At 54.6% G+C, this 13071-nt stretch carries 9 protein-coding genes and 1 pseudogene; 5 read left to right on the forward strand and 5 right to left on the reverse strand.

The genetic code is table 11. The features are described 5' to 3' along the window. Positions 1 to 98: 98 nt before the first annotated feature. From HAPAU_RS17305 to HAPAU_RS21885, 3 genes are all read right to left on the reverse strand, one after another. Complete coding sequence (locus tag HAPAU_RS17305; protein WP_066385266.1) at positions 99 to 1454, reverse strand: sulfatase family protein; 1356 nt, start codon at positions 1452 to 1454, stop codon at positions 99 to 101. 106 nt (positions 1455 to 1560) lie between these two features. After that, a complete protein-coding gene (locus HAPAU_RS20425) occupies positions 1561 to 1971 on the reverse strand; it encodes a hypothetical protein (RefSeq protein WP_084383879.1) in 411 nt (136 codons plus the stop codon). A 553-nt stretch (positions 1972 to 2524) separates the two neighbouring features. Then, positions 2525 to 2734, reverse strand: a complete 210-nt coding sequence (locus HAPAU_RS21885) for a hypothetical protein (RefSeq protein ID WP_066385267.1) — start codon at positions 2732 to 2734, stop codon at positions 2525 to 2527. Between the two features lie 519 nt (positions 2735 to 3253). On the opposite strand from HAPAU_RS21885, the gene HAPAU_RS23115 reads away from it, so the two are divergent. The 4 genes and pseudogenes from HAPAU_RS23115 to HAPAU_RS17320 all read left to right on the forward strand — a co-directional run bounded on the left by HAPAU_RS23115 (position 3254) and on the right by HAPAU_RS17320 (position 7491). Then, complete coding sequence (locus HAPAU_RS23115; protein WP_368085905.1) at positions 3254 to 3601, forward strand: hypothetical protein; 348 nt, start codon at positions 3254 to 3256, stop codon at positions 3599 to 3601. Positions 3602 to 3706: 105 nt separating this feature from the next. Then, entirely contained in the window at positions 3707 to 4924 is a 1218-nt protein-coding gene (locus tag HAPAU_RS17315; RefSeq protein WP_066385268.1) for a hypothetical protein, read from the forward strand. 174 nt (positions 4925 to 5098) lie between these two features. Continuing rightward, positions 5099 to 5392: pseudogene (locus HAPAU_RS20435) on the forward strand (IS66 family transposase); the annotation flags it as partial. Between the two features lie 365 nt (positions 5393 to 5757). Next, complete coding sequence (locus tag HAPAU_RS17320; protein WP_157078542.1) at positions 5758 to 7491, forward strand: SulP family inorganic anion transporter; 1734 nt, start codon at positions 5758 to 5760, stop codon at positions 7489 to 7491. 247 nt (positions 7492 to 7738) lie between these two features. On the opposite strand, the gene HAPAU_RS17325 is transcribed toward HAPAU_RS17320, so the two are convergent. After that, the gene (locus tag HAPAU_RS17325) at positions 7739 to 9478 is read right to left on the reverse strand and encodes a cation:proton antiporter (protein WP_066385269.1); all 1740 of its coding nucleotides are present in this window, start codon (positions 9476 to 9478) and stop codon (positions 7739 to 7741) included. Positions 9479 to 10112: 634 nt separating this feature from the next. Next, positions 10113 to 11117 carry a DUF1214 domain-containing protein gene (locus HAPAU_RS17330; protein ID WP_211263626.1) on the reverse strand — a complete coding sequence of 335 codons (1005 nt, stop codon included), beginning with the start codon at positions 11115 to 11117 and terminating at the stop codon, positions 10113 to 10115. Between the two features lie 293 nt (positions 11118 to 11410). Here HAPAU_RS17330 and HAPAU_RS17335 point away from each other — a divergent pair, with 293 nt between their 5' ends. Beyond that, entirely contained in the window at positions 11411 to 13030 is a 1620-nt protein-coding gene (locus HAPAU_RS17335; RefSeq protein ID WP_084383871.1) for an MFS transporter, read from the forward strand. Positions 13031 to 13071: the final 41 nt, after the last annotated feature.

Below are 13071 nucleotides of genomic sequence, written 5' to 3' on the forward strand. Positions count from 1 at the left end.
CGTCGTTTCGGCTCTGGGTTTCCTTCACTCGCCATTGCTACCGACGCCGAGCCGAGATTCGAATTGCGTCGGGCTCGGACACCACGGTTAATGGTCGCTCACGTCGAATCATGTGGCCACGAGCGGATATCGTCGTAATCGCCCGGAGGAACGGGACCATCGAGAAGCAGGTCGTCGGTCTCATCCATCCATTCGTAGAGTTGTCTTGAGAGCTCCCGTCTGATCTCCTGGTAGCGGGGCTCATGAACGACGTCGTCATCTTCCTGGGGCGCGTCCCGCAGATCGTATAGTTCTTCGTACTGTCTGGTCGGAACCCCGTCAACCTCGCGAATCTCACGGCCAGACTCGCTCGCAAAGACGTCTGCCGGTAAGTAAACCATTGGGAGGTGCCAGAAGCTCCTGATATACTTGTAGCGATCAGTCCTGATTGCACGGACCGGATTGTACATGTCGTGCCAGGTCATTTCCGCGAAGATTCGTTCGCGCGTGTCGTATCCCGACACGCTGTCAGCGATCAGGCCCGCGACGCTCTGGCCGTCGATTCCCACTGGACAATCCTCGCCAACAAAGTCGAGGACTGTTGGCAAAACGTCGATATTACTTACCAGATCGTCATACCGCTTGCCAGCATCGACGACGCCCGGATAGCGTAGTATTAGTGCGGCCTCAATACCGGCGTCGTAGCAGCTCCCTTTCGCACGTGGGAAGGCGATACCGTGTTCGGTGGTGAAGATCACGAGCGTCTCCTCCTCGATACCGGCGGCAGCAAGCGCATTGAGGATAGTGCCGACCGCGTCGTCGATGGCGTACACCATTCCGTGCATTTCCCCAAGGTCGTGTCTGATTCCTCGCCGATCGGGAAGGTACGGGAGTGAACGGACCGATTCTGGACCGTCGGCCCGGTAGTAACCGGCATCGAACCCGAACCGACCGTTCTTTTCTTCGACCCGGTGGCACTCGAAGAACCCGACCGATGCGAAAAACGGGGCGTCGTACGCTGACTTCACCAAGAATGATTTGAAGACTGATGCGACGTTACGCGCCCGATTGGCCTGATGGACCGTCGGCGAAACACCGGGATACAGGTTCCCCTCGGAGTGGACGTGGTCGTATCCGAGCCGGTCTGTGTCCTGCGTGATGTGCTGGATGCCGAACAAGTGCGTCTCGTACCCGACATCGCTGAGATACTGTGGGAGGATTTGCTCGTCGTCGTGAAGCTCCCAGCTCCCATGTGCGAGACCCATCAACCCGTTGACGTGCGGAACTCGTCCGGTCATAAGGGCACCCCGGCTCGGTGAACATTGCGGAGCACTCGCGAAATGTCGCTCGAACAGCGCTCCCTCGTCCGCAAGGGCATCGATTCGTGGTGTATCAATGTCGACACCATAACAGCCAAGGTGCCGTCCAAGGTCGTGGCCGTGAATCAGCAGAATGTTCGGTTGTAGGTCGGTCATATCGGCGGTGTACTACGACTCAACGGATAACTGATGGCGAGTCCTCCGCCGTTACCGTTTCGACCTCTGGGACCTGTTTTTTCCTGAGTGAAGATATGTATAGGTTTCATTTGTTGATTTGCTGGTCAGAACTGGGCTTCGATTTCCAGCCAAACACTGCAATCAGGACGTAGAGGATCCCTGCTATACGGGTTGTGGGAATCACCCACGATTTCCATTCACACGCCTTGGCTTCCTCGTACAGAAGTGGTGTCCAGTAATCGAGATATCCTCGTGGCGAAATGGCAGCCATCAGTCCATAGCAGCCGAGTACTGACCGCACCACACCTGAGAACGTTCCTGGGCGAAGAATCGTGACAAGAATCGTCAGCCCCTCGAGTCGAGCCACGGGTGATACCCATGCTTTTCGTAGGCACTGTTCTGGATTTTCGAGTGCATACCTTTCGAAAAACTGTATGAACCGATCGGGAACAACTAGTTCAACGAAACCGAGTAGTGCTAATAGTACTTTGAGCATGTTATATACAAACACTGGGTGAATCATGAATCTATTTCTCTGTCGCATTAGTTGAGAATGACTTCAATTGATATGGCTGTATTGACGCTCACACTTCTCTCGGATTGGGACAGTTGGCAATTATCGAACAACAGTATCCGAGATCGGTGATTGCCTGCTTAGCAGTACGACCGCCGGATGGTCAGTTAGGCCGACCGGCGGTATTAGTAGCGACACTGACATCTCAATAATATACACTTAGCAATTATCGAGTCACCAACTACTGATCTCTTGACAAGAGCGGGCTTGGTTGCTTCATGACTATCACGGAACTTCGCCGTGACTACCGGCGCCCAGTACGCCGGTGGATGCGTCCGGTCGATATCGTCTGAGACTGTTCACGCCCACTCTTATTCCAGGCGTGACTACCCCGAACACGTATTCGTTCTCTCGAGCTCAGGAACGACCCACGGAGACAGGCCTGTAGCGGACGTTCATAAGAGGGGTATTCAACTGTTCAGGCGAACAGACCCATATACGGATAGATTCCCGAATGGTCGATAGTTCAGGACCGTCACCCGGATGCTCGAAACGCTTTGAGCCGAAACTGAGAGATGATCGGTTCGAGCGTGTCTTTTTCACCGGTGCCCGTTATCGTGACTTCAGTCAACCGGTAGGACGGTCCGACGGGGACCTTTCGGGCAGAGAGATGGGCCTGCCACTCGTTTCCCTCGATGACATTTCCGTCACGCCGTTCGCCGTCGAGGTTCTCAAGGTACTTCATCGCCTGTTCAAGAGTGAACCCACGGAACTGGCGGGTCTCATAAAGTGTGCCGTTTCTATCGAGCGTTCGATCGATGGTAATGCATCTAGTCCCGCTTTCCGCCGCTGGGCTTCCGACTCACGTATCGAGACCATACGGGTTCCCGTTGAAAGGTTGGCCCTCGGAGGAAATATCTATGTTGTGAGTTCTCATTCACCATACTCTCCAATCTCTTAACGAAGGATTATCACAGTGCATGAGATCAACGCGTTCCGCTCTTGGAAGCGTTGCCGAGCAATAACTGAAGACGCCGGAGCGACTGGTATAGCTCATCACAAGGCAGTATTGCATCCGCTGTGCTTCCGGTTGTTGATGTCCCAGTTCTCGTAGTGAACTACCCGTCCTTCTCGGCTTTGTGGCCTCGCTGAGCAAGGGATCTTAACGCCTGCGGTTCGGTAAAGCGATCTGATTGACTTCATTCTTTAGAGAACTATTTTGTAGTTTCACAGAGAACTATCTGGTGTGTCTTCACGTATCTTAGTGCCAGTCGACGATTCGACACACGCTCGTGAAGTACTAGTGTTCGCGCTGGATAAGCACGCGGACGCTGAGATCACTGGTGTCCACATCATCAGTCCAATAGCGGTAATTGGAGTCTTCAATTCAGCAGCCTGGGACGACCGGATGCTTGAACGCGAGCGGAAGCAACCAACGATCGACGACGCACTTACCGACCTCGTCATACAACTCAATGTGACGCGGAGCCATGTTGTCAAGTGGGGGTCTACTTCTTCGACTGTGGGACGAGTGGCGGCCGGGAAGTGTGTGCACCGGGACGGATTCGAGGGTCCGATATCAAGTAGCCATGAATTACCACAAAGAAGGTGACGACACAAGCCGAAGCGTCGAAGCACGATCCCAGGTCTCTCCGGAGTCAGCGCATGTTTGTGAATCACCAACATTAGTGCTCGGCTCGACAGAGAAAGCAAGATAATGGTTGTGATCACCCTCATCGTCCTCGTAACATTGATCGGACTGAACTGGGTGCTTTACTCGAGCCACGTCCAAAATTCGGAGCGCTACCAAGCCATGGTCGTCCCGATTGCCAACATAATGGACATCGGGTTCGTATTGCTGGCGCCGGCTATCGTGTATATTACTGGCCTCGAATCGCCTCTGACGTATGCCGGTCTCTGTGCGCTCGCCTACGCGATGGGCTGGGTCATACGCTACAACATCGAGCGATTTGAGCCGATAGCTAAGGAGAGGGGTATCTTGCACGATTGTTCGTACGTCGCCAATTGGATGTTGATCATCGCATCTATCGTGAACGTCGGTTACTACCTGCAACTGATGGGCGTGATCATCATCTACCCCTTCGACTTCGGCAACGGTGACTCGATCGCAACGATCATCGCCGTCGTATCGCTGATCGCACTTGGCGTGATCGGTTATTTCTTCGGACTTAGCAGGTTCAACCAGATGGGGCAGCGGACGACGGCTTTCAACCTCGCAGCCGTCTTGGCGATTATCGCCGGCTTCCTTGCGTACAATGGCGGAGCGGCCGTGGCAGGGAACTGGTCGGTCCCCGCTTACAATCCGCCGGTGACAACGACGGACTTCCGCTATATCCTCGGCTTCTACGTGATTGTCCAGGGATTCGAGGCATCCCGGTACCTTACCAAGGAGTACAGCACGTCACGACGTATCCAGACAATGCGGAACGCACAGATCATCGCCACCGTCATCTACGTTCTCTTCTCGGTGTCGACTCTCTTTCTTTTCGACGAGGTCGGCTACGCGCCGACTCCAGCCGTGATCATTACGATCTCCGAGGTGGCGAGCCCCGTGCTCCCCTTGCTTGTTTTGCTTCTGGTCATCGGTAGTCAGTTCTCCGCGTCAATCAATGACATTCACTCACGCTCAGATACCATGGAAGAACTCTCAGATCAACGAATCCCGCGCAGATATACCTTCCCGCTGCTCGCTGCGGGCAGCATCGTGGTTGTGCTGAGCATGGACGTGTTCACGGTCGTCGCGGCAGCCTCGCGGATGTTCGCGGCGTACTACGCGCTACAATGTCTTATCGCGCTAATCATAGCCGGTCGTCGAAGGCAGTGGACACATTTTGTGGGCTTCACCGCGGTCGGCCTGGCGATGGTGGCCATCGCGATCTTCGGGCTATCTACATCTGTACGCATTGGTCTTTAGCTAAGCCTCGGTGTAGCTTCGACCGTGATCTTGATAATCCTCCTCGATTCAACCAGATGGGCTGGCGAACGACGGCTTTCAAATGGGAACATATGGGGTGGCGCGAACGCATCACCTTTGCCCGCTACGATTTACCAGCGACAGCTCTACCCGACCAACAATCCGCTTCTAAAGAGCGTACTCGGAAAGATCGAAGGTAGGATCGACCGCTAGCTCATCTTTGTCGGTGAGCTAGCAGTTTCTCCAACGAACAACGCTGCCGAGGACGTGCTTCGTGAGCCCGTTGGTCTTCGGAAAACCGCCGGAACGCTTCGCAACGACCGTGGAATGTTCGTTCATGAGACGCTCTCGTCCCTGCTGGTTCCACCTAACTAGCAAGGACGCAATCCGTACGAGGAACTTCAGCGAGTCGTTTCGAACAACGCGATGATTTTACGGGTTCACGCTGTACCAGCAGTTGAACCCTAAGGGGCAAACACATCAATTGTTTTTATATACTTGGCATCGTTATATATATAATGCTGATGTGGGATTGTACAAGTTGGCCCCGGCCACTGCTGTGGGACACTCGGAAAGCACAGGCCACACCGCAACGTACCCGTCTCGCGGTGGTCTTCAGCCTGACCGAACCAATTACCATCACAAAATCAGACTCCCATAACCGGTACCGGTCGATGCACGGCATCAATCTGGATCCGGTAGAGGAATGCCAACAAACGAATAATAGCGGTGGACGACGCATTCGAAAGCACGAGGCGAGTGTCTCGGGGCGACGTCCCGAAGCGGGTTACCCACCAACAATGATAGTTACCATGACCAAGAGGTGAGTTTCGGTGTCAACAAAACGCCTAAAAGAACGAATTATCCGACGATTTTCGTCGACTCTCCCGGTACTGGAGTGGCTTCCGCGGTATGACACGTCGTGGCTCCGTTTGGACGTCGTCGCGGGAATCACCGTCGCGGCGGCGGTCATTCCCGAGGGGTTGGCGTACGCATCTCTGGCGAACTTGCCACCGGAGACCGGCCTGTACGCCGGGTTGATGGCCGCCATCGCTTACCTTTTTCTTGGCACCTCTCGGCAAGTCATGGTGGGACCGACCTCGGCACTGGCGATTCTGCTTGCCAGTGGTGTCGGGGCAGTCGCTGGCGGAAACACCGCTTCGTACACGTCACTCGTCATCTCGACGACGATCCTCGTCGGTGTCTTCGCGGTTATCGCGTGGGCGTTTCGATTGGGGTTTCTCGTCCACTTCATCTCGGAGTCGGTGCTCACGGGGTTTTCTGCCGGGGCGGCGCTGTACATCATGTCAACTCAATTTAGCAAACTGTTCGGCATTGAGAGTAGTGCATCGGGTTCCTTTTTCGGGGAAACGTTCTTTGGGCGGATATGGTACACCGGAACCCATCTCGCTGAGACGAACCCCGAGACACTGGCTATCGGCGTTGTTGGCATCGTGTTGCTCGTCTTCGGAGAACGTTACTTGCCGCGTGCCCCGAATGCACTTCTTGTTGTCGTCCTCTCGATCGTGCTTATGTCGGTCACGAATCTGCAGGCCCGCGGTGTCGCGATCGTTGGATCGATCCCAAGCGGTCTCCCTTCGCTGTCGGTTCCGGCGATTCCCAGTATCTCGACGCTGGGTTTCCTCGTCCCCGTCGCCGCCGCGTTGTTTCTTCTTTCGTACGTCGAAGGCATCAGCACAGTCGAGACTTTTGCCAGACGCCACGACTACCGAACCGATGCGAATCAGGAGCTGCTGGCTGATGGCGGAGCCAACCTTGCTGCTGGCTTCGGTGGCGGATTTGTCGTCGGTGGAAGTATGTCTCGGTCAGCGCTCAACGACGCCGTCGGCAGCAAGACACAACTCACGAACGCCGTCGTCGCTCTCGTTCTCGTCGTCGTCTTGCTCTTTCTCACCAGCGTGTTCACGAATCTCCCAGAAACGATTCTCGCAGCAATCGTTATCGTCGCCGTCACGGGCCTTATCGATACGAGCGCAATCCGTCAACTGTACCACGTAAGCAAGAGTGAGTTTGCCATCGCGATGTCGGCATTAATCGGAGTACTTACAGTCGGGATGCTCTGGGGCGTCTTCGTCGGCGTCGTCCTCTCATTATTAATCGCGATTTCACGGGTCAGCCGTCCATTGACACACGAACTCGGTCAGATCGCCGGGACAAACCACTTCGTCGCGCTTGACTTGTATCCGGCGGCAACGACCATCACGGATGTGTTCGTCTACCGCGTCGAAGCTGAATTGTTCTACGCGAACGCAGATACGGTTCGGACCGACCTCTTCGAACGGCTCGCAAAACGCGACTCCGATGTCGAACTAATCGTTTTCGACCTTACATCGTCGTCAACGGTCGACTTTGGGGCCGCACAAATGTTGGGGAAACTCGAACAAAAACTCGACTCACGTGGAACCGACCTCCGTTTTGCGGGGGCGGAGTCCGAGGTTGTGCAAATGTTCGAAACGACGGGGCTCGCGGCGAACACTGGCGGTGTGAAACCCGAGGAATCGGTCGACGACGTCATCGACCGCTGGAGAGCTGAGCGGTCGTCCTAATGTATGGATCCTTTCTCATCAACATTGCGGTGGGCATACACCGACTGCTGGCGTATGAAAATCTGTATCTCTTAGTGGTTCCCGACCAGAAAGACGAAGAATAAGCGGAAGCCCATGATTTCAGACGTGGGGAAATATCAAATATTTAAACATTGAAACGACCTATAACAACAGGAGGTGATCACTGGCCGATGCCGCCGTCATGTCTCGGAACGAAACAGGAAACCAGACGTGAAGCGTCCTCCGTTTACCGATCTGCGGGTTCTGAGCCATCGTCTGATCGTGATGTATCCGTCTCGATACCCTCGCCGACATTCTCGGGACGGACCGTCTCGAGTTGCTGGCGCCAGTACGGCGTGAAGCCGGTCGGTGTCGGTTCAGGTACGGTCCACTCATCGGTCAGGGTGCGGTCGAGTTCGACTTTGACGTCATCGAGTAAGCGTTCGCCCACGTCTTTGCTTATCTCCCCTCGCTGTATCGCCTCGTGGATAGCTTCGTGTTCCGCAGTGAGGATACGCCGGGTTTCGAGTCGTTCCTCGTGGCGACGGATGTCGGGATACTGATCGAGTAACGACTCGATGGCGGCTTCAAGTTCGGCGCGTTCGCGCCTGTAGATCGCGGTGACGTCCTCGAAGATGCTCTCTGAAATCTCGTCGCGCTCGCGGAGTCGCTCTGCGGTGTCGAGGGCGGCGTCGACACCGTGCATTCGACCGATGAGCGACTCGTAGAGTCGCTGGGGTGACGTTTGCTGACCGATTCCAACTCTGTCGAGGAGTCTGCCCATCGTCGGACCGTTGACGAGAAGCGTGAACGCGGCGACGCCAAAGACCATCGCGGAGAGCTGTGCCACGAGGGGATCGGCGAACGCTCCCGTTTCGGAGACGCCGAGGATCAGAGCGATGGAGACAGAGGCATGAATGCCGCTCCACGTCAGGACGTGCTGGTAGGAACGGGGAATCGGGTCGGCTAGTTGACGGTTGAGAAGTTCGACCAGGGGGTAGATGACGATGGCCCGCGCGAGGAATACGACCACGATCGCCGCGACGACTTGCCCGGCGAACTCGACGTTGAGATCGATCGGTGTGACGATGCCGATAGTAACGAAGATGAGGGTGTTCGCGAGGACAGCTAGGTACTCCCAGATGTTCTCAAGGGTGAAATGCGCCGTCGGGGAAAACTCCGTTACTCTGGGAGACACAAGGAAGATACCGGCAGTGAGCGTTCCGATGACGCCGCTGGTGCCGAGAACGTCGAGGAAGAGGTAGACGCCGTACGCGAGGACCACCGAGACGACGATACTGGTCAGACTGTCGTCCGCAAAGGCAATGAGTTTGGAGGCGACGTATCCGGCCCCGGCACCGACGAGCGCGCCACCGATTATCGCGACAGTGATACCGATCCCGATGTCGAACAGGAGGTCACCGCGAGTGAGAAGTTCACCGGTTGCGACGCCCGCGGATTCCGCCTCGAGAATGATACCAAGTACAGACGAGTAAACGACGATCGAAACGCCGTCGTTCAGGAGGCTCTCGCCCTCGACGAGGATCGAAAGGCGCTCCGGGACGCCGAGGTTATCGAAGGTGGCGAGCACCGAAACGGGGTCAGTCGGCATAATAATGACACCGAAAAGGACGGCAATCACTAGCGGGAACCCGAACAGGAATCGACTCGCGACGGCAATGATGGCGATAGAAACGAGTAGTCCTGGGACGGCAAGCATGAGAATAGGGACCAGATTCTCGCGAAACGCTCGTGGGTCTATATTGACTGCTTCGTTAAAAATTAGTACGGGCAGTAATACGAGCAGGATGAAATCGGACGTGAGTTCGACTTCGATCGGAGAGCCGACGACGGAAATAAGAATCCCCGCGCTGATGAGGCCGGTCGTGTATTCTATAAGGCTGTATCTCGCACTGACGATACCGACTACGGCGGCAATGGCGAAGAGATACAGGAGGGTTATCAGTTGCTCCTCAAGGCCAACCATGGGTGCTTTTCGCTAGATAGTCACATAAATCTCACACCACCTACTGGTACTTCAGACCACCTCTGTTGTAAAGGGCCGATAATACCCATACATAGATTTACTGTATTATCGAGATTCCTAATAGACGATGCTCAAGCGTTATTCTCGACCTGTGAAAGACTTATTCAGATCGTCGTGCACGACGAGACGTATGTTTCACCCGACAGCGTCCACGTCAACATTGGAATCATTCGCTCACTAAATATCGTCGACAGACACATCGAAATTATCGCCAACTGCTTTGCTATAGGGCATTCCACAAATTTACTTCAGAGCGTCGTTTCTTAACCTTCGACGAAGTAGTACACCCTGATCCCGATGTACTCGACGATCTTCGTCCCGATCGACGGTAGCAGCGATACCGAGGGTGCAGTCACAATCGCTCGGACGACTCTCCTTTCGCTGCTCACTACCTCTCGAACGCCCGACAGTCGTCCCGCCGTCGGTCGCAACCTCCGTGAGAGGCTCCAAGGATCGTGCCGAATACAGAAAATAAGCTCAGCCCGACCAGCAAGACGAGACGGCAGCTGAGTCGACGGCCCACAGCACTGAGACGTGGTCGCAGGCGACTGGAGCTGATATCCGCGCGCTCACCTCACTCCACTGGCTGGGACTCGGGGAATTGATAGCTCCCATCAATAATCTCTTCGTGTGGTTGGTAGAGCCGGATGACGTAATTCCACTCCTCAGGCGTATAGATAAAGTTCGGCTGGTCGGGATCGCCCCCAAAGTGCACCATGACACTCCCGTCGTCTGCTTGCTCTGCGGTCACATTGTTGACTACGTACGCGTCGTACTCGTTCTCCTCAAGATACCAGTCGCTGTTGTAGACGGTGATCGACCAGAATCCGTTGACAGGGACGTCCTCCACAGTGAGTATATGTGGCGTCTCGCCGTCGTTCTGGTCGGGAATCCTCGGAACGTAGAGCGCTTCGGACTCCGGAAACCCGAACGTCGTCACGCTTTGTAGTAAGAACTTCACGGGGTGGACCTCGTCTACGTCCCCACAGGCGCCCCGAAAGTCATCCATCGTTTTCCCAATCGTAACGATTGCATCGAAGAGTTCATCGCGGGATTGGCTGTCCCAATTGGGAATCTCGAGCGTACCAACCGAACCCTGGCTCACTGTGAGGCCGTCCTGTAATCCATGGGCGGTCTCTACGTCGTCCGGATCGTTCGGGTCGACGAACGTGCGGACCAGGACAGCGGCGTACCGCGTCCCGATTTCGTCCTGGGTCAACGTGTACTCGCCAGGACCGTATTCGAACATCTTGACGTACTGGTCCTCGTTGAGGACGATCATCGACTGATAGCGGTCACCGGTGTCCGGTTTGGTGATGGTGACCGGTTCGGTCAGGTCGAAGACACCAATCGAATAGAGCGTGTCTCGATTGGGCAAGGTTTCGACCTGCTTGTCGAGGGGGATGAGCGTTCGGAAGTGATAGAACTCGCTGAATCCACCCCACTCAGCGAAGGTCTCCATCTCTTTATGCAACTGCGCGCGCGGGAAATTTTCCCATGTGACTGGGACTGAATCGTCATCTTTTGACGGCTGTTGATTCATCTGATAGTTGGCATCCGATTCTGGTTCAGCCGCCATGTCGTGTGTCCTATTAGTCATGGTTGGTACTGGTTTTTCTCTGCATGGTGTCCACAGTACTGTCCCCGCCCAGCGTACTCCCGTACGACAGCCCCCTATAAAGAGATAATCGCAAAATCACATAAGATATTGCTAGAATGACGGTAAAAACTTTTGAACAATCGATTCAGCCCCCATCCGAAAGAAGTTCTTTCAGGTGGTCACCGGGTGCATACGCTATTTAAGGATCAAAAGTGTTAGACTACTGTATGTCCCAAGATGAGTCTACTTCCAAAGGGAAGTCTCCTTTTTCTATGGACTTAAAGACCGGACTACAATACTGGGCCCCAGCCATTGCCGTGAGTCTGACGACGTTCATGGTAACGATCAATGCATCCCTGATGAACGTGGCGATCCCCACGATGGTGGATGAGTTTGATACTACGGTTACCGTGATTCAAGGGGCGGTTTCACTCTACTCGCTGGCGATAGCTGCGCTGGTTCTCCCAGCCGGTACGCTGCCGTCTCGGCATAGTATTCGGCGTGTACTGGCAGTCGCACTGACCGTCTATGCCGGTGGGACGGTGGTGGCGTCGATTAGCTGGAATACTACGATCCTCTATATTGGCTGGTCACTCATCCAGGGTTCTGCAGCCGCTGTGATATTCCCTCTGACATTCACTGTATTGAGAATTAGTTACGAGGACGATGAGCGGGCGAAGGCATTCGGACTATTGGCTGGCGTGGGCGGGATTGGATCAACTCTTGGACCGATTATTGGTGGAGCACTAACTACATACGCGAGTTGGCGGTGGGGATTTGCGATCCAACTCATCGGTGTGGGGTTTATTCTCTTCTTCATTCAGTATGTGAGTCCGAACCCACTATCAGAAACATGCAGTTCACTCGATAAAGGCGGGACCGCGCTGTCCATCGTAGGTGCGACGTCGCTCGTCACTGGATTCCTTCTTAGCGGGAAGTACGGGTGGTTAATCGAACAGCGGCCGTTCTTCATCGGCGAGATGCAGTTCAATCCGTTCGGGACATCGCCGGCAATCTGGTTTCTCTGGGTCGGTCTTCTCACGTTCGCCGCGTTCGTTCAGTACGAACGCCGAATGGAACACGCTGGGAAATCGCCGCTCGTTCCGCTACATGTACTGACGAACCGTCCTTTTTTAGCCGGTGTTCTTACATACAATATTCGCTCGATAGTCTCGGCTGGCTTCTTTTTTATCTTCCCGATCTATCTTCAGGCAGTACTCGGATACACCGCCTTTGAAACCGGGCTCGCATTGTTACCGTATTCACTTGCGTCGATCCTTTTTGCGTCGTTTACGCCCAACTGGCGTAAGTACATCTCGCCAAAGACGCTCATTCAGATCGGTATCGTGTGTATGGGCCTTGGATTGGTGCTATTGTATGAGCAGACAGGCCCCGGTCAGACGATCAGCAAGATGGTTATCCCAGTGACGCTTTATGGAGTCGGTGTCGGACTCATACTGGGACAAATCACCAATATGACAATGTCGGCTGTCCCTACTGCACACTCCGCCGAGGCATCCGGAGTCCTGAACGTAAGCTATTCCATAGGGTTTTCCCTGGGGACAGCAGTCGTTGGCTCGTATTTTCTCGGACACTTCTACGGTGGCGTCGTCGATAGAGTACTACGAGCAGAACACGTGACCGTTTCGGTGGAGCGCCGAAATGATCTGGTGATAGCTCTCGAAGATGCAGTAGAGACAGCGACCGAAGCCACTCAGCAAGACTTCCTGAACCAACTTACTCCTATACAGCATCAATTGCTCGAGAGTATCTTTGAGGCTGCGATGTTCGACGCGCAACGGGCAGCACTGCTCCTTCTCGTACTGTTCGTACTGCTCTTGCTTATCGCATCGACGTTCTTGCCACGGCAGATTCCGGAAGAGGACGAATGAACCGACTACAAAGATTGATCTTTGAGAACTCGTTAAGGGAT

This window comes from Halalkalicoccus paucihalophilus, assembly GCF_001593955.1.
In the GTDB taxonomy this organism is placed as follows: Archaea; Halobacteriota; Halobacteria; order Halobacteriales; family Halalkalicoccaceae; genus Halalkalicoccus; species Halalkalicoccus paucihalophilus.

Bases quoted from the DNA above. Each gene is read 5' to 3' on its own strand.
- HAPAU_RS17305 (WP_066385266.1), bottom strand. From the start codon at position 1,454: ATGACCGACCTACAACCGAACATTCTGCTGATTCACGGCCACGACCTT.
- HAPAU_RS20425 (WP_084383879.1), bottom strand. From the start codon at position 1,971: ATGCTCAAAGTACTATTAGCACTACTCGGTTTCGTTGAACTAGTTGTT.
- HAPAU_RS21885 (WP_066385267.1), bottom strand. From the start codon at position 2,734: ATGAAGTACCTTGAGAACCTCGACGGCGAACGGCGTGACGGAAATGTC.
- HAPAU_RS17315 (WP_066385268.1), top strand. From the start codon at position 3,707: ATGGTTGTGATCACCCTCATCGTCCTCGTAACATTGATCGGACTGAAC.
- HAPAU_RS17325 (WP_066385269.1), bottom strand. From the start codon at position 9,478: ATGGTTGGCCTTGAGGAGCAACTGATAACCCTCCTGTATCTCTTCGCC.
- HAPAU_RS17330 (WP_211263626.1), bottom strand. From the start codon at position 11,117: ATGGCGGCTGAACCAGAATCGGATGCCAACTATCAGATGAATCAACAG.
- HAPAU_RS17335 (WP_084383871.1), top strand. From the start codon at position 11,411: ATGGACTTAAAGACCGGACTACAATACTGGGCCCCAGCCATTGCCGTG.